A 23614-nucleotide genomic window follows, 5' to 3' on the forward strand; every position below is an offset into this window, starting at 1 on the left:
AAACCGTCGCCGACGAACTCAACGACCGGCCCCGCAAACGCCTCGGCTACTACACCCCTACCGAAATGCTCGCTAGCCTCATCCTCAAAGACCTAGACAGCGTTGCGACCACCCCCTGAATCCGCCGACATGAAGTTTCCACACTCGGCGCTGCTTTTGGACCTCAGCCATAGCGGGCACCTCAAGCAGCGGTCACGCGATCGCCGACCTCGCCAGTACCTCAACCACCCGCCGGGCCCAGCCAAGCTCTTTATGTAACGCGGCCGCCGCGGCGACCAGCCACAGACAACGTGTCCGGCTTGTCCGGAGCGGCGACCAACCAGGTCCGCCATACCGGAGCCGAACCCGAAAGCGGCGAGTTAGACGGCGGCGTCGGCTCGTTGGGCTCGGCGGAGGCCGTAGAGCAACAGGCCGATGGAGATGGCGCCGACTACGGCGTAGGTGATGACTCCGCCGATGCCGTCCGAGGCGGTGTGGAGGGCTACGGCCAGGGCGTACATGCCGGCGAAACCGGCTAGGTGTTTGGCGGTGGGGGCGCTGACGAAGCGCCAGAGGCCCCAGCAGCTGAGGCCGGTCCAGGCGGCGTGGCCGGCGGGGGAGAGGAGGCCGCGGACGAAGAGGGTTTGTTCGGCGGCGCCTACGTTGCCGCCGGACTGGAGGAGGGCGACGAAGGCGTAGCCCATGGTTTCCAGAACGGCGAAGCCGGTGCCGACCGCCACTCCGATGACGATGCCGCGTCCGATCGAGCTGCGGTAGCGGTGGCCGAAGAAGACCACCAGGATCGCGGGGACGACCAGCTTGGCCGCCTCCTCGATCAGGCCGACACCGAGCATCGGCAGCGTGCCGAGTCGGCGCATGGCGTCGTACTCGAGTAGTCCGGCGACTACGACGCCCACTACGCCGCCGAACAGGAGGCAGCCGCCCAGGGTCGGTCCGTCGATCAGCCAGCGGCCGGAGCGGCCGGCGGCGAACGTGACGAAGGTCAGGGGGACGACTAGGGCCCCGAGCAGGATCATCGTCGGGAACAGGTTCGGATTGTTGGTGTCGGCAAGCACTGCGAGGACGGCGAAGTACAGCGCCGCCCCGATCAGCAGTGTTCCCAACCATGCCCACTTGCGGACCGCAAACACACTCATGTGCTGATGGTGCCGGTGCTGGCGTGCTTGCGCCATGTCGCAGGGACGGCAGTGATGGACAGGGCGGATCACCGTGACCTGATTGCAAACTCAAGGCGAAGGGGTTGCCCCCAGCTCCTGAACCTCTCCCTCCGAACGAGGAGACCTGCCCATGCGCTCCCCACGGATCACTGCGGTCGCAGTTGCCGCGGTCCTGACCCTCGGCGTGGTCCCGGTGACCCCGGCTGTCGCCGCGGCACCGCCCACCCGTGCCACCAAGACGCAGCCCACCAGCACGCCTCGCACCAGCACGGTCACACTGATCACAGGTGACGTCGTCTCGGTCACCGACGCCGGTAACGGCAAGAAGGCTGCCAGCGTCCAGCCCGCCCCCGGCCGGGAGCGCATCGCGTTCCACACTGTCGAGGCTGACGGCGGACTGCGTGTCCTGCCGAGTGACGCCGTCCCGTACATCTCGACCGGAGTCCTCGACGTCGACCTGTTCGACGTCGACGAGCTGGTCCGAGACGGATACGGCGACTCTGCCGCACCGCAGCTCCCTTTGATCGTCAAGTACGCCGGTGGTGCCCGCACCTCCTCAGCACTCACCGGTACGACGACCACTCGGCCGCTGGACTCGATCGGCGGCGCTGCGGTGTCGGCGGCGAAGGACCAGCTGCCCGCACTGTGGAAGTCACTCTCCGGCGCGCATGCGCTGAGCGGTGGCGTCAGCAAGATCTGGCTGGACGGCAAGGTGCGTCCGGTGCTCGACAAGAGCGTGCCGCAGATCGGTGCGCCGGATGCGTGGAAGGCCGGTTACCAGGGCTCCGGCGTACAGGTCGCCGTGCTGGACACCGGTGTGGATGCGCAGCACCCGGACCTGGCCGGCAAGGTCAAGGAGGCGCAGGACTTCTCCGACAGCGCCACCGGACCGGTTGACCACTTTGGGCACGGTACCCACGTCGCTGCGACGATCGCCGGGACCGGTGCGGGCGCAGGTGGTACCCGGAAAGGTGTTGCGCCGCAGGCAGACCTACTGATCGGCAAGGTGCTCAACGACGACGGCATCGGCTACGACTCGTGGATCATCGCCGGGATGGAGTGGGCGGCCGCGAAGGGCGCCAAGGTGGTCAACATGAGCCTCGGCGGTGAGGCCACCGACGGCACTGACCCGATGAGCCAGGCCGTCAACGACATCACCGCCCGTACCGGCACGTTGTTCGTCGTTGCGGCCGGCAACGACGGCCCGAGCGAAGAGACCGTCGGTACGCCGGGCTCTGCCGCCTCGGCGCTCACAGTCGGAGCGGTCGATCGCGCTGACAAGTTGGCCGAGTTCTCCAGCCGCGGACCGCGGCTCGGCGACGGCGGACTGAAGCCGGAGATCACCGCACCGGGTGTCGAGATCGTTGCGGCCCGCGCGGCCGGTACCGCCATGGGTAACCCGGTGGACAACCTCTACACCGCGGCCTCCGGTACGTCGATGGCCACGCCGCATGTGGCCGGAGCCGCAGCGCTGCTCGCGCAGCAGCACCCGGACTGGAAGGCAGACCAGCTCAAGAACGCTCTGGTCAGCACGGCGAAGACGCAGGCGAACCAGACCGTTTACCAGCAAGGCGCCGGCCGGGTCGACCTGACGCGTGCAGTCGCCCAGCAGGTGTTCGCGAGCGGCGTGGCCGACTTCGGTCTGACCGCAGACAGCAAGACCATCACCTACCGGAACGACAGTGCAGCACCCGTCACGCTGGCCCTGTCCACAGCAGTCACCAACGTCGACACAGGCAAGGCGGAGACCGATGCGTTCGGCCTGCCGACCACTGTGACCGTCCCGGCGCACGGCAGCACCGACGTCCCGGTGAAGCTGGACACTGCGAAGCTTGAGCGCGGTCTGCACAGTGGCTGGGTCGCTGCGACCGGACCTGGTGGCGTAGTCCTGCACACTGCGGTTGGCGCTTTCAAACAAGGCCCTAAGCACACAGTGACGTTGCGGGCGGTCGGACTGGACGGCAAGCCGACCGGTGTCCCGGTCATCTCGCTCTACGGCAGCAACGCGCGTTCCGACGTACTGGCTTGGATCGGCGACGGTGAGAGCTACCAGGCCGAGGTCGAGGAAGGCACGTACCTGCTGCACTCGTTGGTGGAGGACTACAACCCCGAGTTCGAGCAGGTCAGCCTGTTCACCGACAACGTCGAGGTCACCAAGGACAGGGAGATCGTGATCGATGCCCGCAAGGCGGTTCCGATCACCATCCAGACCCCGAAGCCGTCCGAGCAGCAGGCAGTGCTCAGCTACTACGTGCATCGCGAGTACCCGAACGGTCGCTCGATCAGCCACGGAGTCATGCACTTCAGCACTGTGCAGCAGGTGACCGTGACGCCGACCAAGCCGGTCAAGGACGGCAAGTTCGAGTTCTCGTCGCGCTGGCAACTGGTCGCGCCGATGGTGCAGACGTCAGTGTCGGGAGTCGACATCAACCTGCTGCACGAGTCACCGTCGTACGAAGGCAAGCGGCGGTTCCCCCTGGCGCTCAAGCCGACCAAGGGTGCGCTCGTGGTGCAGCGGACGAACGACGACGTGGGTGAGCGCGAGCAGATCGCCGCAGCGGCTGCTGCTGGTGCCGCAGCGATCATTCTGGTTCGGCCTGCTGGGGAAGGCGCCTGGACTGTCTGGCGACCAACCGGCGACCGGGAGCCGATCCCAGCGATGGTGGCCACCGCCGGAAACGGTCAGAAGCTGCTCGACCTGGCCCAGCGCGGCCGCGCGACCATCGACGTCACGCTGACGACCTCAAGCCCGTACCTGTACGACGTGCAGCAGGTGTCGACCGGATCGATCCCCAGCAAGATCACCTACCGGGTGAGCGAGCAGAACTCGGCCCGCGTCACCACGCGTTACAACGACAACGGCGGATTCGGCTGGGCCAAGGAGCAGCGCTTCGGCTGGCGTCCGTGGCAGGACTACTCGTGGAACGACTCGCAGCGGTTCGTGCAGACACCCAAGGTCCGCGAGGAGTGGGTGACGTCAGGCGACTCGCTCTGGCAGCACCGGGTGAGCCATGGCTATGGCTGGGACACCATGAACCCGCTGCGCGGAGGCATGACTCATCAGCCGAAGAACTACCGCGCCGGTACGTCGAACGAGACGTGGTTCGGTCCGGTCGTGCGGCCGGCCGCTGCGCCTGGTGTGGTCTCCACGCGGACAGGTGATCGGCTCTCGCTGCGCATCCCGACGTTCGTCGACTCCGACGGGCACTACACGATCGGCGAGACCACTGCAGCCTCCGCTGTGCTGTCCCGCAACGGCAAGACGATCGCCGAGCTGCCCGATGCGTGGCAGGACGTGATCACCACCAGCGGCGACGCGTCGTACCGGCTGGACCTCAGTACCGAACGGACCGATCCGGACGGTGAATGGCTCTGGGGCACCAAGACTCAGACCAGCTGGGACTTCCGCTCGGCGAAGACGGCAGAGGACAAGTCCACTCCGCTGTCGCTGCTGCAGGTTGGCTACAAGGCGCCAACCGACCTCACTGGCCGCGCACCGCGCACGCACGTCCTCGGCTTCGATGCGCCGAAGGCCACCAGCCTGCAGGCGTGGGCGTCGTACGACGAAGGCAAGTCCTGGCAGCGGCTCCCGGTCGTGGGCGCCTTCGGCCAGTACGTCGCTCTCGTGGCCCACGCCCGCAACACCGTGTCCCTGAAGGTCCAGGCGACCGGTGCGAACGGCACCAAGGTCACTCAGACCGTCATCAGGGCATACGGCATCAAGTGAGTTAGATCCAGTCGCGTCGAGCGGCTTGGTACGCAAGGCCGGTGCGGGTATCCACACCGGCCAACGACATCAACCGGTCGAGCCGGCGCTGGACAGTACGACGGCTGATGCCGAGCTGGGAGGCGATCGACTTGTCGGGGACACCTGCGACGAGCAGTGAGAGCAGGAAGCGCTCGTGGTCGTCGAGGACCTCACCAGCCGGCAACTGAGCAGTGTGCAGAGCCACCGGAGTCGCCATCTCCCAGTGGACCTCGAACAACGCCAGTACGGCGTCCAACAGCTGACCGCGGTTGATCACAGCCGCGGTGGGTTCGCCGATGCCCAGTTCCTCGTCTCGGACCAGCGGACAGACTGCGGTCGCCCGGTCCACGATGGCGAGCCGGACCGGCAGTGTGGGGAGCGTTCTGGCCTCCTCACCCCAGCTGACGCCCTCGGCGATGGTGTCGAGCTCACCGGGTGTCTCGAGCAGCGCTCGCTCGTAGATGGCGCGATAACGCACCCCACGGGACAGAGCGCCGTACTCCTCGGTGTTCTCGGCGCCCTGCATCGCCACTGGGTTCGCACGGCAGAACCAGAGGATCTCCTCGCGCGCTGACTCCTGTAGGTCGCGGAGCCGCTCGCGTAGCGCGGTAGCACCGACGACGACCTCGACCAGATGGTGTGCGTCGCGGCGGCTCGCACTGGCCCGGAACTCCTCGCTCAGCACAGCCACCGACTTGCGGGCTGCTTCCAGCGACTCCTGGCGCCGCAACAGCGTCGTACCGAGAGCTAGGTCCGGAGGGAGCGCGCGGAACACCGGTTCGTCGGCGGACTGGCTGACCGCAACCAGCCCCTTCGCCTGCAACCGCTGCAGCAGCTCATCAGCCTCGTGCTGCGACACCTCGGCCACCTCCGCGAGGTCCGCCGAGCGCGCAGCCGACAGGCCGACCAGCAACCGGTAGGCACGTTCTTCCCGCGCATCGAGCAACAAGCCGTCCTGCATCGATTCACCTCCCGCCCCCAGCTAACCAGTCCATCCACGCTCACGGCGACCGTTTTCCGCGCCGGTTTGATCAAATCCTTACTGACACTGCTGAGACACGGCACTCCTATGCCATCACGGAACAGATGAGCGCGCGTCACTTCCCGTCAGTTGTCCGCGGACCCTCGCCGCCGCCCGAGCCCGCCGCTGGAAAGAGAAACTCATGAGCGTGACCGACCTTGCCGGCATCGCCGGTCTCATCAGCGCGGCCCTGCTGGCCCTGTGGATGCTCCTCGGCTCCCCCAACCTCCGCCCCACCCCGCAGACCGGGAGGCATCGCCGCACCCGCGCCTAGTCGTCGCGGTCCTGGTTGTCAGCGGCAACATTCCGCGCCGGTCCGCGGTTCTGTCGGCGCGGGCTGAGACCGTAGGGCGATGACGGGGATTCGCATGGCCATCGCTCAGCCGACCATCACTGCAGATGCGGCGGCGAACGGGAAGCAGGTCCGTTCGCTGATGCGGAAGGCAGCGGCCGGGCGGGCCCGGCTCGTGCAGTTCCCCGAAGGCATGCTGAGCGGTTATGCCAAGGAGCAGATCGCCGACTGGTCCCAGGTCGACTGGGACACCGTCCGGGCCGAGCTCGAGCAGATCATGGCGCTCGCCGCCGAGCTGGAGATCTGGGTCGTGCTCGGCTCGGCGCATCCGCTGACCCCGCCGCACCGCCCGCACAACAGCCTGTACGTGATCTCCGACGCCGGCGTACTGATCGACCGCTACGACAAGCGGATCTGCTCGCACACCGAGATCACGCACTTCTACAGTCCCGGTTTCGAGCCCGTGGTCTTCGACATCGACGGCTACCGCTTCGGCGCCCTGCTCTGCGTCGAGGTCAACTTCCCGCACCTGTTCAGCCAGTACGAGCGGCTCGGTGTCGAGTGCCTGCTGCTGTCGGCCTACCCGGTCGATGTCGGCTTCGAGGTCAAGGCCCGGGCCCATGCCGCGATCAACTGCTACTGGATCGCGATGTCGCTGCCGGGCCAGACCGTCGACCTGATGCCGTCCGGCCTGATCAACCCGGCGGGTATCTACACCACCCAGGTCGCCGGCCAGTCCGAGCTGGCCTTCGCCACCATCGACCGCGACGACCCCACCGTGACCGGCCCGCTCAAGCACGCCCGCCCCTGGCGCGCCGCCGCCACCAAGGGCGACATCTACCGCAGCCGGGCCGTCACCGATCCGCGTTCCAGCAACCGCACAGCGTTGTGACGGGAGCCGTTGTGAGCAGGGACACTCCCGGGACAACAAAAAATCCCGGTCTTTCGACCGGGACTCCTGCTGACATTCGCTGTGCGCGAGGGGGGAGTTGAACCCCCACGCCCTTTCGGGCACACGGACCTGAACCGTGCGCGTCTGCCATTCCGCCACTCGCGCGATGATGCCTCGGACGATGCCCTGGCAACGAAAAGGAACATTAGCACGGGAATGTCGAGTGCTTCACATTGCGGGTTCGGTCGAACATCCCGTTACGATCGATCGTCGTACCCGGTGTGTCCGCCACGACCGGTGGATACGGACCGTGGACCGACCGTGGAGGAGGAGGCGTGCGACCGCTGCAGCGCTTCGAGCGTCGTCTGGAGGGCATCGTGAGCGGTGTCTTCGCGCGTGCGTTCAAGGGTGACGTCGAGCCGATCGAGCTGGCCGCGGCGCTCAAGCGTGAGATCGACAACACCGCCCGGATCCTGTCCCGGGACCGGCGGCTGGTGCCGAATCACTTCACCATCGAACTGGGTCCGGGCGATTTCGAGCGCCTGAACGCGTACGGCCGGACCCTCAACCACGAGCTGTCCAACGAGCTGCGGGACCATGCCGACATCCAGCGGTACACCTTCTCTGGGCCGATCGAGATCGAGTTGACCCAGCAGGACGACCTCCCGACCGGTAAGTTCCGGGTGGTCAGTGCGACCGTCGGGACACCGCAACGGCGGGCCCCGTCCTACGAGCAGCCCTACCAGCAGGAGCCCTACGTGCCGCCGAACGACGGCCAGACGGTGCTGCAGAGCGCCCCGGTCACCCCACCGCCCGTCCCGCAGCCACAGCGCAGCGGCCACCCGCAGGTGATGCTCGAGGTCAACGGGCGTCGCCGTCCGGTCAACCCTCCGGGCGTCGTACTCGGCCGTGGCACCGACGCGGACATCCAGATCAACGACCCCGGCGTCTCCCGCCGGCACGCGGAGATCCGGCTGATGCCCGAAGGCAACGGCGGGATCCGGGTCGTGCTGGTCGACCTCGGTTCGACCAACGGCACGCTGGTCAACGGCCGGCGCGCCTCCGAGCAGGAGCTGGTCGACGGCTCCACCGTGCGGATCGGCAACACCACGATGACCCTGCGGCTGGCCGACGAGCCGATGGCCCAGCCGCCGAGCAGCGGGTGGTGACCGCACCACCATGTCGGAACTGACGCTGACCCTGATCAAACTGGGGTTCCTGGCCCTGCTGTGGATGTTCGTCCTGGCCGTGCTGTCCGTGATTCGCTCCGACCTGTTCGGGGCGAAGGTGGACAGCCGGGCAGCGGCTTCGGCCGCCGCGCCGTCGGCGACGGCCCGGACGCCGCAGCCGGTCAAGCCGGTGAAGAAGCGCAAAGGCCTGCCCGGCTCGGTGACGATCGCCGACGGGCCGCAGGCCGGGGTCGGCGCGACCCTGGTCGAGGAGCCGGTCGTGATCGGCCGCGGTTCGGACTGCCAGATCCGGCTCGACGACGACTACTCCTCCACCCGGCACTCGCGACTGTTCCTGTCCGAGGGCCAGTGGTGGGTCGAGGATCTCGGCTCGACCAACGGCACGTATCTGGACGGCCAGCGGGTGACCCGCCCGGTGCCGGCTGAGATCGGTGGCTCGATCCGGATCGGCCGGACGACACTGAACATCGCGAAGTAGGTCTGCCTCGATGACCCTGTCGCTCGACTACGCCGCACTGTCCGACGTCGGACGGGTGCGCCGCAACAACGAGGACTCGGCGTATGCCGGTCCGCACCTGCTGCTGCTCGCCGACGGAATGGGTGGCGCGGCAGCCGGTGAGGTGGCCAGCGCTGCGGCGGTCCAGGTGATCCGGCGGCTCGACACGGCCACCATCGGTGGCGAGGACATGATCGAGGCGCTGGCCGGCGCCGTGCACCGCGCCAACGAGCGGCTGTCCGAGCTGGTCGAGGAGGACCCCGAGCGCGAAGGCATGGGCTCCACCGTGACCGCGCTGATGTTCGACGGCCAGCAGCTCGGCCTGGCCCACCTCGGCGACTCCCGTGCGTACCGGATGCGCGACGGCCTGCTCTACCAGTTGAGCCACGACCACACCTTTGTGCAGTCGCTGGTCGACGAGGGCCGGATCTCCCAGGAGGAGGCCTTCACGCATCCGCACCGCAACTTGATCCTGCGCGTGCTGGACGGCCGGCCGGACTCCGATCCGGACCTGCAGATTCTTGATGTCCAGGCGGGCGACCGCCTGATGCTGTGCAGCGACGGCCTGCCGGACTACGTGGCCGCCGAGGTGATCGCCGCCTCGATGGCTGACGGGACACCCGACTCGGTCGTCGTCGAGCTGATCACGCATGCACTCGAGGCGGGCTCCAACGACAACATCACCTGTGTTGTGGCCGATGTCGTCGAGACCGCGCCGGCGAGCGGGAGCACTCCGCAGCTGGTCGGTGCCGCGGCCGAGCTCGCCCAGGGCAGCACCGGGCGTGGTGAGGCAACCACGCTGGTGCCCGGTGGCAGCAACAGCGGTGGCAGTGGCGGCCGTGGCGGCGCACTCGACCCTGAGGAGCTGCGCTACGCGCCCCGCCCGCCGAAGCGGTTCCCGTGGGTCCGCCGGATCGCTGCGGTCGTGGTCATTCTCGGGCTGATCGGTGGAGCCGGCTGGCTCGGCTATCGCTGGACCCAGGACCAGTACTACGTCGGCACGGACGGTGACTTCGTCGCGATCTACCAGGGTGTCGACGCGGGGATCCCCGGTCTGAGCCTGACGAAGGTGTTCGAGAAGCAGTCGCAATTGCAGGTGGACGACCTTCCGACGTTCCGGCGCCAGCAAGTGGAGAACAACATCGAGGCTGACGACCTGGCCGGAGCCCGCGCGATCGTCGGCGAGCTGCAGAGCACCGCCGACGAGTGCGCGAAGAAGCTCCTGCCGCCGACGCCGACACCCAAGCCGAGCACGACGCCGACGAAGCCCCCGGTCTCGAAGGCGCCGACCACCGCGCCGACGAAGGCCACGTCCGGTGTGCCAAGCACTCCGGCCGGCGCCAACCCGGACGACTGCGACGGCGTCAAATGAGCATTGCCTCCACTTCGGTCATCCAGATCATCCCGCGCACTCGGCGCGGGGTGGAGTTGTTCCTGCTCCTGATCGCGGTCGGTATCTCGGTCGGCGCCTACGTGAACATCGGCATCACCGCCCAGGGCGGTGTCCCGGCCAGTACCGGCCTGTACGCCGCTGGGATCGGCCTGCTCGCCTTGGTCGCCCACCTCGCGCTGCGCTTCCGGGCGCCGTACGCGGATCCGGTGATCCTGCCGTGCGCCGTGCTGCTGAACGGCCTCGGCGTCGCGATGATCCACCGGCTCGACCTCGGACTGACCTCGGTCGGCAAGACCAAGGGCGTCCCGTTCGCACCGCAGCAGATCACCTGGACGGCGGTCGGCGTGGTGCTGTTCGTCGCGGTGATCATCATCATCCGCGACCACCGGCGGCTGCAGGCCTTCACGTACACGCTCGGGCTGGTCGGTCTCGTCCTGCTCGTACTGCCGCTCGTGCCGGGTCTCGGCGTGAACATCCACGGCGCCTCGATCTGGATCCGGGTCGCGGGAATGTCCTTCCAGCCCGGCGAGTTCGCCAAGGTCTGCCTGGTCATCTTCTTCGCCGGCTATCTGGTCGTGAAGCGCGACGTGCTGACGCTGGCCGGCCGCCGGTTCCTCGGTCTGGACCTGCCGCGGGCACGCGACCTCGGCCCGATCCTCGTCGCCTGGCTGGTCAGCCTCGGCGTCCTCGTCTTCGAGAGCGACCTCGGCTCCTCGCTGCTGTTCTTCGGCCTGTTCCTGTTCCTCCTGTACGTCGCCACCGAGCGGGCCGGCTGGTTGATCATCGGTGGCCTGCTGTTCGCCGGCGGCGCCTTCTTCGCCTTCCAGACCATCGGGCACGTGCACAAGCGGATCACCGACTGGCTGGACCCGCTGGCGATCGAGGGCGGCCAGATCGCCGGCGGCATGATGGGCCAGGCCTGGGGCGGCATCCTCGGCCGCGGCCTCGGCCAGGGCCAGCCGTACCGGACCCTGTTCTCGAACAGCGACATGATCATCTCCTCGATGGCCGAGGAGCTCGGGCTGACCGGGCTGATCGCGATCCTGCTCGTCTACACCCTGATCATCGAGCGCGGTCTACGGACGGCACTCGGCTGCCGCGACATCTTCGGCAAGCTGATCGCGACCGGTCTGGCGATGTCGTTCTCGCTGCAGGTCTTCGTGATCGTCGGCGGTGTCACCGGCCTGATCCCGCTGACCGGTCTGGCCACCCCGTTCATGACGCTGGGCGGTACGTCGCTGGTCGCCAACTGGGCGATCATCGCGCTGCTGCTCCGGATCAGCGACCAGGCCCGTAGGCCCCAAACTCCAGCCGCCCCAGTGTCCGACGAAACGATCGCGATGGCGGTGCAGAAGCAGTGAATGCGGCAATCCGAAAACTGGCAGTGGCGGCGATGGTGCTGATGCTCGCCCTGATGGCGAACTCGACGTACCTGCAGGCCTTCCGGTCCAACGAGCTGAACAGCCGCAACGACAACGCGCGGGTCCGCGACTCGCAGTTCTCGATCGACCGCGGCCCGATCCTGATCGGGAACATGCCGATCGCGTCCAGCAAGCCGGTCGACGACCGGTTCAAGTACCAGCGCACGTATTCCAACGGCCCGGTCTACGCCCCGGTCACCGGCTACTACTCCTACATCTTCGGCCGCGCCGGCATCGAGCTGAACCAGAACTCGGAGCTGAACGGTTCGGACCCGTCGCTGGCGTTCCGCCGGATCATCGACGTGATCAGCAACCGGCCGCAGCAGGGGGCCAGCGTCAGTCTGACGCTCAACGCGCCCGCCCAGCTGGCGGCGTACAAGGCGATGGGCAACAAGAAGGGTGCGGTCGTCGCGATCGAGCCGAAGACCGGCAAGATCCTGGCGCTGGTGACCACGCCGTCGTACGACCCGAACCAGCTCGCCGGGCACGACCTGGACAAGGTCGCGGCCGACTGGAAGAAGCTCGGCGCGGACCCGGACAAGCCGACGACGAACCGGGCCGTCCGCGAGACCTACCCGCCCGGCTCGACGTTCAAGCTCGTCACCGCCGCGGCCGCGCTCTCCAGCGGGAAGTACACGCCGGAGACCAAGACCAACTCGCCGGCCGAGCTGCCGTTGCCGCAGACCACCACCCCGCTGGTCAACGAGAACCGGCAGAACTGCGGTGGCAGCAACACCGCGACGCTGACGATCGCGCTGCGCTACTCGTGCAACACCGCCTTCGGCAGCGTCGGCCTCGACATCGGCGCGGACGCACTGCGTGAGCAGGCCGCCAAGTTCGGCTTCGGCGAGCGTCAGCTGCCCGAGCTGTCCGGTGTCGCCAGCGCGTTCCCCGGTGACCCGAACCCGCCGCAGACCGCACAGTCCGCGATCGGCCAGTTCGACGTCCGCGCCACCCCGCTGCAGATGGCGATGGTGGCCGCCGGGATCGCGAACAAGGGCGAGGTGATGAAGCCCTACCTGGTCCAGAACGTGAAGACCGCGAACCTGAAGACGGTCTCCGAGACCAAGCCCGAGTCGCTGCACCAGGCCATTACCCCCGAGGTGGCCGCGCAGCTGACCGGCATGATGGTCGACGTCGTGAAGAACGGCACCGGCAAGAAGGGCCAGATCGACGGGATCGACGTCGCCGGCAAGACCGGTACGGCGCAGACCTCGCCGGAGCGCCCGCCGTTCGCGTGGTTCACGGCGTTCGCGCCGGCCAACGACCCGCAGATCGCGGTCGCGGTGATGATCGAGTCGGCCAACGTCGCGCGCAACGACATCGCCGGTGGCGCGCTGGCAGCTCCGGTCTCGAAGGCCGTGATGGAGGCGGTGCTCAAACGATGAGCACCATACGGAATGATTCGCTCACAGAGCGTCTTTCCAACGGGGATCCACTGGTGGCGACAGCTACCGTGGGCAAATTGAACGTGTTCCGGACAGGTTGGAAGGCTGAGTCATGACATCGCAGGCACGTCTCGTCGGCGGCCGGTACGAAGAACACGAACCGCTTGGCCGCGGCGGCATGGCCGAAGTGCGCCGGGGGATCGACAACCGGCTCGGCCGGGCGGTCGCGATCAAGCGGCTGCGGGTCGATCTGGCCAGTGACTCGACCTTCCAGGCCCGGTTCCGGCGGGAGGCTCAGTCGGCTGCCTCGCTGAACCACCCGACCATCGTGTCGGTCTACGACACCGGTGAAGAGCCGGACCCGAACGGCTCCGGCATCACCATCCCGTACATCGTGATGGAGCTCGTCACCGGCAAGACGCTGCGGGACCTGATCCGCGAGGGCCGCAAGATCATGCCTGAGCGCGCCCTGGAGATCACCTCCGGTGTGCTCGAGGCGCTCGACTACAGCCACCGGGCCGGGATCGTCCACCGTGACATCAAGCCCGGAAACGTGATGCTGACCCCGCAGGGCCAGGTCAAGGTGATGGACTTCGGGATCGCTCGCGCGGTCGCCGACACCACCTCGGACATGACCCAGACCGCGGCCGTGATCGGTACGGCGCAGTACTTGTCGCCCGAGCAGGCCCGCGGCGAGACCGTGGATGCCCGCTCCGACCTGTACTCCACCGGCTGTCTGCTCTACGAACTGCTCGTCGGCCGGCCGCCGTTCGTCGGTGAGTCGCCGGTGTCGGTCGCCTACCAGCACGTCCGGGAACAGCCGCTGCCGCCGTCGTCGTTCGATCCGGACATCCCGCCGGAGGTCGACGCCGTCGTCCTCAAGGCGTTGGTGAAGAACCGCGACGAGCGCTACCAGAGCGCGGTCGAGATGCGTCAGGACCTGCATCGCGTGCTCGCCGGTCAGCAGGTGACCGCGCCGATGCACGCCGTCGCCGAGACCCGGGCGATGGCGCCGACGACAGTGGCGCCCGCCGCGCCGACCCAGGCCTTCCGGCAGACCGGCAACGATCTGCTGCCGCCGGACAACGGTGACGACGAGGTCGACGACGCCCGGGCCCGCCGGAATCGTGGGTTGGCCTACTTCCTGCTCGGCCTGGCGATCGTCGCGATCGCCATCGGTGGTTACGCGCTGATCAACAACCAGAACAACAAGGACAAGGATCCGGGCGGCGGCAACACCTCGGCCCCGGTCGCGAACAAGGTTCAGGTCCCGGATGTCAGCGGGATGACCACCTCGCAGGCGACCGCCGAGCTGGCCAAGTACAAGCTGAAGTTCATCCAGGGCGCTTCGCAGCCGAGTTCGACCGTCGACAAGGGCAAGGCGATCTCATCGACCCCGACGGCCGGTTCGCAGGCCGAAGAGGGCTCGTCGGTCACCGTGCTGTTCTCCACCGGCCAGCAGGCGTTCGAAGTGCCGCAGGGGCTGATCGGGCTGCCCGAGGACCAGGTCCGGTCGAAGCTCGAGAACGCGCAGGGCCAGTTCAAGGTCGCGAGCAAGAACATCGAGAAGGACTCCGAGGAGAAGGCCGGCACCGTGCTGGCGATCAGCCCGGACACGGGCCAGAAGTACGGCTCCGGGACGACGTTCACGCTGACCGTCTCCAGCGGCAAGGTCAACGTCGAGGTGCCGAACCTGCTCACCGTGACCGCTGACGACGCGATCGCGCAACTGAAGGCCAAGGGCTTCGTGCCCGGCCAGAAGTACGGCGAGGACCCGAATGCGGTCGACGGCACCGTGATCGCGCAGAGCGTCGAGGGTGGCAAGACCGCGCCGAAGGGCAGCACGATCACGATCACCATCAACCGGCTGCCCGAGGACGACCCGTCGGACCCGCCGTCGAGCACCCCGACGACGACGCCGATCATCCCCAACGGCTGATCGCCGGACCGAACGGCAAAGCCCCCGCGAGCCCTTGAGGTTCGCGGGGGCTTTCGTTTGTCGCGGGGTCAGCTGACGAGCGGGGCCATCCCGGCCGAGCGCTCGACGGCGCCGGGGTCGCCGCACATCTCGAGCCAGTTGGCGAGCATCCGGTGGCCTCCCTCGGTGAGCACCGACTCGGGGTGGAACTGGACGCCCTCGACCTGCAGGTCGCGGTGGCGGGCGGCCATGATCACGCCGGCCTCGGTCCGGGCGGTCACCTGCAGCTCGGCCGGGACGCTGTCCTGGGCGATGGCCAGCGAGTGATAACGGGTCGCGGTGAACGGCGACGGCAGGCCGCTCAGGACACCTGCGCCCTCGTGGAACACCTGGCTGGTCTTGCCGTGCAGCAGCTCATCGGCGCGGCCGACAACTGCGCCGTACGCGACGCCGATCGCCTGCAGACCCAGGCAGACGCCGAAGATCGGCACCTGACCGCCGGCTTCCTTGACGATGTCCACACAGGCGCCCGCCTCTTCCGGGGTCCCGGGACCGGGGGAGAGCAGAACACCGTCGTACGCCGTGACCTGGTCAGGGGTGACCTCGTCGTTGCGCAGCACGATGGTCTCGGCCTGCAACTGCTGGAGGTACTGCACCAGGTTGTAGACGAAGGAGTCGTAGTTGTCGACGACAAGGATCCGCGGCATGCGGCCCATTCTGACAGGCAACCGCTGTCAGCGCCCGCCGGTGGCTGTCGGACTGACTGTCGGCGTCCGCTCGAACCCCGGCGCGGCCGCGCTCTGCAGGTCCAGCGTGCCTTCGTAGGCCGGCATCAGGATCGACGATTCGTTCGTCACGTCGTACCCCAGCTGGAACCGCACCACGTAGTCCTGCAGGTTCTCGATGTACTTCGAGTCGTCCAGCGCCTTCTGCAGCTTCCGCTTGTCACCGATCGCCGTGATCTTGTACGGCGGCAGGTACGGAACGCCGTGCAGGACGACCGAGTTGCCGACGCACTTGATCCCGGTCGTCGAGATGACCCGGTGGTTCTGGATCGTCAGCGCCTCGGCACCGCCGGCCCAGAGCGCGTTCACCACGGCCTGGATGTCCTGCTGGTGGATGACCAGCCAGTCGGCGTCGACATCGGGATTGTCCCGTACGACGTCCTTCGGCGCGTCCTTGAGTGTCACCGTCAGCCCGGGCCCGGTCACCGGTGTGGTGCCGACCGCGTCGGACAGGCTCTTGAGCCGCGCGGCCACCTTCGGATCGATCGAACCCTGCTGCTCCTGCAGCTGCTCGATCTCCTGGGTGAGCGTGGCGTGCTGGCGGACCAGGGCAGCGCTCCGGCGGCTCTGCTCCTCCACCAACCCGGCCAGCGTCGTGTTCCGGCTGGGGCGCAGATCGGTGCCGCGGGCGCTGGTGGCACTGGTCGCGAACAGCAGACCGGCGCACAGCAGCGCCAGTGGCACGCCTGCGCGCCATAGTGAAATCCGCTTCAACCTACGCACCAGTCACCTCAAGATCGCTCTCTGCACTACGCTAACCCGGGACCGGACCCGACAGGTCCTGCCTCCTGGCCATTAAGAGGTCAGCTTATGCGTCCTTACAAGGAGTTCAGCCGTGCCCGAGTCGAGCAGTCGTAACAAGAAGAAGACCGAGAAGGTCAAGGCCGAGAAGACGCCGAAGGCGCCGCGCACGCAGAGCCGGGTCTGGGTGGCCCCGCTGATGCTGGCCTCCTGGCTGCTCGGGCTCGCCTGGCTGGTCGTCTTCTATGTCGCCGGCCAGGACATCCCGCTGATGAAGGACCTCGGCAACTGGAACCTGCTGGTCGGCATGGGCCTGATCGCGCTGGGCTTCGTCGTCTCCACGCAGTGGGTCTGACCTTCCCCTTCTTCGGGCAGCACAGTTTGCTCCACTGGCACGACTGAGGCGCTCCGCCGCGCCTCTTGGCCGACGTTCCCGGGTCACCGGGTGAACGTCGGCCACTTTGCGTTGTCCGGGGTCCGGCGCTGAGAGCAGAAGTTATCCACACCACTTTCCCCAGCTGTGCACACCGATTCGGCGGGGTTATCCCCAGATGAGACCTTACTTATCCACGGTTTCCACCGAAAACTGCCCAAAATCTGTGGATAACTCAGGTTTCAACAGGCTGGTTTCCACACCGTTCACCTGCGGGTCATCCACACTCTGATCTATACGTACAGATATAAGTAGACGTGGAGTTCGTTCTCTACGTATAGTTATGCGCATGCCGAACAAGACGATCTATGTGTCGGACGACGACCTGCCGGTTTACAAGCGCGCGCAGGAGTTGGCCGGCAACCTGTCCTCGGCGATCTCGGTCGCCCTGCGCAAGTACGTCGAGCTGGAAGAAGGCCGGCTCGCTGGGTACGACGAGATCACCGTCCGGATCGGCCGCGGCTCCGGACGTAAGCAACGCTTCTCCGGGGTGCTGCTCGCCGAAGGCGGCCGGTCCAGCAGTTCCGGGTACGAGGCCTTCAAGGTTTATCGCAGCCGCACCGGCAAGTTCGTGCTGCACGCCGACCGCAGCGCGCAGTACACCCAGGGCGCGGACGACGAGAAGTACCTGAGCGGCTGGCGCTCCTGGGTTGGCAACTGGAGTGCCGACTCGTCCTGGAGCATGGCCCAGGGCGAAGCCACCCTCGACGTGGTCGACACCGTCGAGGAGCTTCGTGCCCTCATCCCTGACGACCTCTATGTGCTGGTCGAGATGGCCTCCGACCAGCCCGCGGTGGAGGACCTCGACATCTAGTCCCCACACCCCCAAGCCGATGCCTCTCAGGTAGCTCGGCCGATCTCCCACACCCTTTTTCACCCACACACACCCCAGGGCGGCGGCAGCCTGCCCGGAAACAGGACCACTCATGTCTGCAGCGATCGAAGCCCTCGGGCTGCACAAGTCCTACGGCGACAACGTCGTCCTCGACGGCATCGACCTGACCGTTGCCCAAGGCACCATTTTCGCCCTGCTCGGTCCGAACGGCGCCGGCAAGACCACCGCCGTCCAGATCCTCTCCACGCTCATCACCGCCGACGCCGGGCAGATCCGCGTCGCCGGCCACGACCTGTACGCCGATCCTGACGCGGTCCGCGCCGCCATTGGCGTCACCGGCCAGTTCTCGGCGGTCGACGGCCTGCTCACCGGTCGCGAGAACCTGATCATGATGGCCGACCTGCACCACCTCGGCCGCCGTACCGGTCGGGAGCGGGCCGACCGGCTGCTCGAGCAGTTCGATCTCGTCGAGGCGGGCGGGAAGCTCGCGATGACGTACTCCGGTGGCATGAAGCGCCGCCTCGATCTGGCGATGACGCTGGTCGGCAACCCGCAGATCATCTTCCTCGATGAGCCGACCACCGGTCTCGATCCGCGCAGCCGGCACAGCATGTGGACGATGATCCGGGAGCTCGTGGCCGGTGGGGTGACAGTGCTGCTCACGACGCAGTACCTGGAAGAGGCTGATCAGCTGGCCGACAGGATCGCCGTACTGGATGGTGGGCGGTTGGTTGCGCAGGGGACGCCGGAGGAGCTGAAGCGGCTCGTGCCGGGCGGGCATGTCCAGCTGCGGTTCACCTCACCAGAGGAGTTCGCGCGCGCCGGGCAGGCCCTGTCGACCGCGCTGCCCGATGGTGACGCCTTGACGCTGCAGGTGCCGAACGACGGCAGCGTGAACGCGCTGCGCGAACTGTTGACCCAGATCGAGGCCTCCGCGCTCGAGGTCAGCGAACTCACCGTCCACACCCCTGACCTCGACGACGTCTTCTTCGCCGTCACCCACTCCGACTCGAAGGTAGCCAGCTGATGAGCACCACGTCGTACGCCCTGGCCGACACGGCCACCATGCTGCGCCGCAACCTGCGGCACTCCTTGCGCTATCCGTCGCTCGCGATCGGCGCCGTCGGGATGCCGATCATCATGTTGCTGCTGTTCGGTCTCGTCTTCGGCGACACGTTCTCGGCCGGGATCAACGGCGGCGGCTTCGACTACCTCGACTTCCTGACGCCGGGTCTGCTGCTGATGTCGATCGCCTCCGGAACCATGTCACCCGCAATCGGCGCCGCCGTGGACATGACCGATGGCATCGTGGCGAGATTCCGGACAATGGCGATCTATCGGCCGGCCGTACTGACCGGGCATGTGCTCGGCAATGTGGTGCTGACAGTCATCAGCCTGGCGTTCGTGATCGGTTTCGCCGTGCTGATCGGATTCCGCCCGAACGCCTCGGTCGTGGACTGGCTGCTGGCCGCCGGGTTGCTGATCCTCGTCACGATCGCACTGACCTGGTTCGCGATCGCGCTCGGCCTGATCAGTAAGACGGCCGAGGGCGCGAGCAACATCGTGCTGCCGATCAGCTTCGTCCTGCCGTTCCTCAGCAACACGTTCCTGCCGCTGGAGGCGATGCCGAGTGGCATTCGCTGGTTCGCCGAATACCAGCCGTTCACGCCGATCATCGACTCGCTGCGGCACCTGCTGCTCGGTACGCCGGCCTCGGCGGGCTCGGGCTGGCTCGCGATCGCGTGGTGTGTCGCGATCACGATCGTCGGCTACTTCTGGGCGCAGAAGAGCTACAACAAGGGCACTGCGGCTTAGGAAGGAGCGCCGAGCTGATTGGCTCGCGTGCGGACGTGGGCCGGCACCAGCAGATCGCAGTCGGAGTTGGTGATCGGCTCGTCGGCCACGACGCGGAGCGGAACCACCCCGGTCCAGTGCGGGAGGTCCACGTCGTCGGGTTCGTCGTTCGCCTCACCGGAGCGGGTCTTCACGGACGCTTCGGTGAGTTCGAGTGCCAGCACCGAGGTCTTGGCCAGCTCCTTGCGGTTCGGCGCCCGCGTGCCGGTCGAGCGGCCGGGCACCAGGTGATCGACGATCCGGTTCAGGGCGTGCAGCTTCTCGTCAGGATCGGTGACGAGACGCGGTACGCCGAAGATGACCGCCGAGCGGTAGTTGACCGAGTGATGGAACGCCGACCGCGCGAGCACCAGCCCGTCCGCGTGGGTCACGGTCACGCAGATCGTCTGGTCCGGCGCCGCGACCACGCTCCGCGCAGCGACCGAGCCGTGCAGATAGAGGGTCCCGTCGGGTCCACGGTCGAGGTCCACGCCGTACGCGGTCGGCAGGACGAGTGGTGAGCCGTCAACCACCACGCCGAGGTGACAGAACATGCCGTCGATCAGTACGTCGTACAGGGCCGCGCGCTCAGTCGCGGCACGGTGCTTCTCTCGGCGCAATGAGGTCCGGGCGGTCGGCTGCAGCGGCGTCGTGGTCATAACTCAAGAGTGGGCCGGGAAGTGGCATGCTTGCACGGTCCAATCCTCGACGAAATAGGTAGTCCATTCGTGGAGAGTTCGCTCCCGCTTGTCATCGACCGTGCTGCTGGGCAGGCGCTGCATCTGCAGTTGGCTGAGCAGATTCGAGCTGCGGTGCTCGATGGTCGGTTGCAGGCGGGGCATCGGCTGCCGTCGACTCGGGATCTGGCGCGGCAGTTGGCGATTTCGCGAGCGGTGGCACAGTCGGCGTACGACCAGTTGCACGCGGAAGGCTGGATCGAGGGTCGCACCGGGGCGGGCACATTCATCACGGATGTCGGGCCGCTGCGACCAGCCGAGCCCCGCCGTACGGCGTCTCCTCCCGAGCCTGAACGCTCATTGCTCACTCTGCGCCCTGGTATCCCGTACATCGACCCGACGCCCGATCCAGGCTGGCGCCGCGCCTGGCGGGAGGTCTCCAGCCAGTCACCACCCCGCGGGTACGACGATGCTGCGGGGTTGCCCGCGTTGCGCGTCGCCCTGGCTGAGCATGTCGGCCGGGTGCGCGGGATCGCTTGTGGGCCGGAGAACATCCTGGTCACCAACGGCACCGTGCATGGACTGCGGCTGTTGCTCGGAGTGACTCGGGAGCCGGGGGACCGGATCGCCATCGAGGACCCTGGCTATCTGAACGCGGTCGCGGCCGCACAGGATCACCGGCTCGAGATCGTCGACATCCCGGTGGATCGGGACGGTCTGCAGGTGTCCGCGCTCACTGATGACCTGCCTGCTGTGTACGTGACACCGTCGCATCAGTATCCGCTCGGCGGTCGGCTACCCGTTGCCCGGCGCAACGAATTGATCCGGTGGGCCCGCCGTACCGGGGCAATGCTGATCGAGGACGACTACGACAGCGAGTTCCGCTTCGACGTCGCGCCGCTGCCCGCGCTCGCGCAGCTCGACCTGGATCGGGTCGTCCATCTCGGGACGCTGTCGAAGACACTCAGCCCGGCGCTCCGCCTCGGCTGGCTGGTCGCCTCCGAAGCCACCGTCGTTCAACTCGCCGACTTCCGCGCCAACTCCGGCGACTGGCCAGGCTGGCCCATGCAGGCCGCGCTCCTCGCCATGCTCCGCGACGGCTACCTCGACCAAGCGATCCGCAAACACCGCCGCCGGTACGCCGAGCGTCGTACCCGCACGTGCTCGGTCCTCGCGCCGTACGGCCGCGTGATCGGTCAGGATGCCGGTCTGCACATCACGCTGCTGCTCTCCAACCACATCGACGACCGCGAGGTTTCTGCTGCAGCCCGCGAAGCCGGTGTCGCCGTCGGTCCGCTCTCCGACTATCGCCGTACGGTCTCGGGGCCACCCGGCCTCGTCATCGGCTACGCGACACCCACCACCGACGACCTCCACCGGGCCCTGGAGATCCTGACCGAGGTCCTCCTTCGAGCAGGCTCGAAAGGCTGACATTCTGGACCGGCCGACTGCCACGCTCGGGCCATGAATCGACGAGCCGGCCTGGCCATCCTTGCGCTATCCCTTCCCCTGCTGGCGACCCAGACCGCTCACGCGGCTCCGGCTCCCTGCCTGCAGCACCCACTCACCACTGTGTCCGGCCTGACTGGGCTGGGCCCGTCCGGAGCCGCACCGGCCGGGCGTTTCGTGGTCGGTTCCGGCGAACGCAGTGATGGTCAGCAAAGCGCCGTCCGCTGGCATGACGGCGTACCGAAGCAGCTCGGCATCACCGGCGACTTCGTGCGGCCGGTCGATGCCAGTGATGACGGGCAGATCGTGATCACCACCAGTACGGCGAACCTGCGCTACCGCGACGGGGTCACCGAGCAACTCCCCACACCCACCGGGTACGCCGGCGCGGGCGTGACCGCGATCGACAACGCGCACGGCCTGATCGCCGGCTACGCCACCGACGCGAACGGCGAGAACGGCCACGGCGTCGTCTGGAGCGCCACCAACCAGCCCCGAGTCCTCACCCTGCCCACCGGCTTCAACCACGCCATCGCCAACGACATCGACGACGACGGCACAGTCGTCGGCATCATCCAGGACTGGGACTGGCAGAACGCGAACATCCGCGCCCAAGAAGCCGTCGCCTGGAACCCCGACGGCACCATCACCGTCCTCCCCAAGACCGATACCAGCCCCGAGCCGACAGCAATCCGCAACGGCACCGCCGTAGGCGCCGACGCGGGTCAAGCCGTCAGCTGGAACCTCGCCGCCGGCACACCGCCCACTCCCATCGCCCGCGGCAAAGCCACCGCCCTGAACGACCGCGGCGACGTACTGGTCGGCACCGAGGTAGCCCTCACCGCCCAGGGCCTCCGCCCTCTCGAGCAGAAAGACTCCGGCGGCGCCTCCGGCATCTCCGTCGCCGCCCTCACCAACACCCGCCAGCTCTACGGCACCGACGGCTTCACCCACCAGGCAGTCCGCTGGGACTGCAACTAAGCCGACCGAGAGCTCCAGCTACCCCCTCTTTGGGCACGGATCGCATCTTTGTGTACCTGCCAACCACGCAGAGCCGGTTGAAATGGTTGGTGGGTACTCAAAGTTGGTGGCGGTGCCCAAAGAGCTACTCGCGAACGGTCGGGCGATCGCCATTCCAGGTGAGCTGGGTGATGTGCATGGTGCGGCCTCGGGGGTCGGTGCCTACTTGGGTGGGGTCCCAGGCGTGGTAGACGAAGTAGTCGCCGGCGGGGGTGCTCAGGACCATGTTGTGGCCGGGGCCGCCGGGGCCGGAGAGGATTGGGTCGCCGGATTTGGTGAAGGGGCCTGTGGGGGTGGGGGCTACCGCGTGGCCTACGGCGTAGTCGGCTCGGTCGAAGGCGTTGGCTGAGTAGAAGAGGTGGAAGAGGCCGTTGCGTTCTAGGACGTAGGGCGCTTCTACTAGGGCGCCTTCCCAGGGGAGGTCTTGTTTGATGAGCCGGTACGACGGGCCAGTGAGGGCTAGGCCGTCGTCGGAGAGGCGCTGGGCGTAGATCCAGGTGTCGGCGCCGATCGCGTTGCCGTCGTTCTTCCAGTAGAGCCAGCTGCCGAACGGAGACGCGTCAATGGAGCCGCCTTCGTCCGCCTGGCTAATCAGTGGACTTAGAGATTTGTCGATATATGGACCTTCGGGGCTGGTGGCCTCGGCGACACCGACTGCCTGGTGGCCGGTGACCGGATCGGCGGAGGTGTAGTACATGAGGTAGCGATGGGGGCCATGGGCAACCACTTCGGGAGCCCAGACGCGGCCCGGGGTGGTCCACGCCGGCAGCGTGGGGAGCGCGTCGCCGACGGGCTCCCACTCCTTCAGGTCCACCGATCTGAGGGTTTGCACGTTGCCGAGTGGGCCGTTCGTCGCGTAGGCGTAGAACGTGTTGCCTACGGCCACAACGAACGGATCGGCGAAGTTGCCGGCGTAGACCTCCAT

21 protein-coding genes and 1 tRNA gene are annotated in these 23614 nt (G+C 67.4%); 15 read left to right on the forward strand and 7 right to left on the reverse strand.

Features of this window, described 5'->3' with window-relative positions:
- Positions 1-359: 359 nt before the first annotated feature.
- A complete protein-coding gene (locus E1263_RS16515) occupies positions 360-1136 on the reverse strand; it encodes a PrsW family glutamic-type intramembrane protease (protein ID WP_132168227.1) in 777 nt (258 codons plus the stop codon).
- A 151-nt stretch (positions 1137-1287) separates the two neighbouring features.
- Between E1263_RS16515 and E1263_RS16520 the strand changes: the two genes are divergently transcribed.
- Entirely contained in the window at positions 1288-4884 is a 3597-nt protein-coding gene (locus tag E1263_RS16520; RefSeq protein WP_132168229.1) for a S8 family serine peptidase, read from the forward strand.
- Position 4885: 1 nt separating this feature from the next.
- Here the strand turns inward: E1263_RS16520 and E1263_RS16525 are convergent, their stop codons facing one another.
- A complete protein-coding gene (locus tag E1263_RS16525) occupies positions 4886-5866 on the reverse strand; it encodes a helix-turn-helix domain-containing protein (protein WP_132168231.1) in 981 nt (326 codons plus the stop codon).
- Positions 5867-6068: 202 nt separating this feature from the next.
- Here E1263_RS16525 and E1263_RS44055 point away from each other — a divergent pair, with 202 nt between their 5' ends.
- Entirely contained in the window at positions 6069-6200 is a 132-nt protein-coding gene (locus tag E1263_RS44055; protein ID WP_272949671.1) for a hypothetical protein, read from the forward strand.
- 79 nt (positions 6201-6279) lie between these two features.
- Positions 6280-7110: a carbon-nitrogen hydrolase family protein gene (locus E1263_RS16530; RefSeq protein WP_132168233.1), complete on the forward strand. Its 831-nt coding sequence runs from the start codon at positions 6280-6282 to the stop codon at positions 7108-7110.
- A gap of 82 nt (positions 7111-7192) precedes the next feature.
- Here the strand turns inward: E1263_RS16530 and E1263_RS16535 are convergent.
- Positions 7193-7275: transfer RNA gene (locus tag E1263_RS16535), tRNA-Leu, on the reverse strand.
- Between the two features lie 170 nt (positions 7276-7445).
- On the opposite strand from E1263_RS16535, the gene E1263_RS16540 reads away from it, so the two are divergent.
- The 6 genes from E1263_RS16540 to pknB all read left to right on the forward strand — a co-directional run bounded on the left by E1263_RS16540 (position 7446) and on the right by pknB (position 14937).
- Positions 7446-8279 (forward strand): FhaA domain-containing protein, encoded by an 834-nt coding sequence (locus E1263_RS16540; protein WP_132168235.1) that lies wholly within the window; start codon positions 7446-7448, stop codon positions 8277-8279.
- 10 nt (positions 8280-8289) lie between these two features.
- Entirely contained in the window at positions 8290-8778 is a 489-nt protein-coding gene (locus E1263_RS16545; RefSeq protein WP_132168237.1) for an FHA domain-containing protein FhaB/FipA, read from the forward strand.
- A 10-nt stretch (positions 8779-8788) separates the two neighbouring features.
- Complete coding sequence (locus E1263_RS16550) at positions 8789-10168, forward strand: PP2C family protein-serine/threonine phosphatase (RefSeq protein ID WP_132168239.1); 1380 nt, start codon at positions 8789-8791, stop codon at positions 10166-10168.
- Positions 10165-11550, forward strand: coding sequence for an FtsW/RodA/SpoVE family cell cycle protein (locus E1263_RS16555; protein WP_132168241.1), 1386 nt, complete (start codon positions 10165-10167; stop codon positions 11548-11550). The genes E1263_RS16550 and E1263_RS16555 overlap by 4 nt, the downstream gene beginning before the upstream one ends.
- Positions 11547-12998 carry a peptidoglycan D,D-transpeptidase FtsI family protein gene (locus E1263_RS16560; RefSeq protein WP_132168243.1) on the forward strand — a complete coding sequence of 484 codons (1452 nt, stop codon included), beginning with the start codon at positions 11547-11549 and terminating at the stop codon, positions 12996-12998. The genes E1263_RS16555 and E1263_RS16560 overlap by 4 nt, the downstream gene beginning before the upstream one ends.
- Before the next feature lie 112 nt (positions 12999-13110).
- A complete protein-coding gene (gene pknB / locus E1263_RS16565; RefSeq protein WP_132168245.1) occupies positions 13111-14937 on the forward strand; it encodes a Stk1 family PASTA domain-containing Ser/Thr kinase in 1827 nt (608 codons plus the stop codon).
- 68 nt (positions 14938-15005) lie between these two features.
- Here the strand turns inward: pknB and E1263_RS16570 are convergent, their stop codons facing one another.
- Positions 15006-15623: an aminodeoxychorismate/anthranilate synthase component II gene (locus E1263_RS16570; protein WP_132168247.1), complete on the reverse strand. Its 618-nt coding sequence runs from the start codon at positions 15621-15623 to the stop codon at positions 15006-15008.
- A 27-nt stretch (positions 15624-15650) separates the two neighbouring features.
- Entirely contained in the window at positions 15651-16424 is a 774-nt protein-coding gene (locus E1263_RS16575; protein WP_132168249.1) for a DUF881 domain-containing protein, read from the reverse strand.
- Positions 16425-16536: 112 nt separating this feature from the next.
- Between E1263_RS16575 and E1263_RS16580 the strand changes: the two genes are divergently transcribed.
- The 4 genes from E1263_RS16580 (at position 16537) to E1263_RS16595 (ending at position 19525) form a co-directional block, all read left to right on the forward strand.
- Complete coding sequence (locus tag E1263_RS16580; protein ID WP_132168251.1) at positions 16537-16797, forward strand: cell division protein CrgA; 261 nt, start codon at positions 16537-16539, stop codon at positions 16795-16797.
- A 367-nt stretch (positions 16798-17164) separates the two neighbouring features.
- Complete coding sequence (locus E1263_RS16585) at positions 17165-17689, forward strand: EXLDI protein (protein ID WP_132168253.1); 525 nt, start codon at positions 17165-17167, stop codon at positions 17687-17689.
- A gap of 112 nt (positions 17690-17801) precedes the next feature.
- On the forward strand, positions 17802-18737 hold the full coding sequence (locus E1263_RS16590) for an ATP-binding cassette domain-containing protein (RefSeq protein ID WP_132168254.1): 936 nt from the start codon (positions 17802-17804) through the stop codon (positions 18735-18737).
- On the forward strand, positions 18737-19525 hold the full coding sequence (locus tag E1263_RS16595) for an ABC transporter permease (protein ID WP_132168256.1): 789 nt from the start codon (positions 18737-18739) through the stop codon (positions 19523-19525). The genes E1263_RS16590 and E1263_RS16595 overlap by 1 nt, the downstream gene beginning before the upstream one ends.
- On the opposite strand, the gene E1263_RS16600 is transcribed toward E1263_RS16595, so the two are convergent.
- Positions 19522-20202 (reverse strand): pyridoxamine 5'-phosphate oxidase family protein, encoded by a 681-nt coding sequence (locus tag E1263_RS16600; protein WP_132168258.1) that lies wholly within the window; start codon positions 20200-20202, stop codon positions 19522-19524. The two genes, E1263_RS16595 and E1263_RS16600, sit on opposite strands and share 4 nt — an antisense overlap.
- Before the next feature lie 69 nt (positions 20203-20271).
- On the opposite strand from E1263_RS16600, the gene pdxR reads away from it, so the two are divergent.
- Positions 20272-21651: a MocR-like pyridoxine biosynthesis transcription factor PdxR gene (gene pdxR / locus E1263_RS16605; protein ID WP_132168260.1), complete on the forward strand. Its 1380-nt coding sequence runs from the start codon at positions 20272-20274 to the stop codon at positions 21649-21651.
- Positions 21652-21684: 33 nt separating this feature from the next.
- Positions 21685-22650, forward strand: coding sequence for a hypothetical protein (locus tag E1263_RS16610; RefSeq protein WP_132168262.1), 966 nt, complete (start codon positions 21685-21687; stop codon positions 22648-22650).
- 124 nt (positions 22651-22774) lie between these two features.
- Here the strand turns inward: E1263_RS16610 and E1263_RS16615 are convergent, their stop codons facing one another.
- Positions 22775-23614 (reverse strand): glycoside hydrolase family 43 protein, encoded by an 840-nt coding sequence (locus E1263_RS16615; protein WP_132168264.1) that lies wholly within the window; start codon positions 23612-23614, stop codon positions 22775-22777.

This window comes from Kribbella antibiotica (assembly GCF_004349055.1).
GTDB classification, from domain to species: Bacteria; Actinomycetota; Actinomycetes; order Propionibacteriales; family Kribbellaceae; genus Kribbella; species Kribbella antibiotica.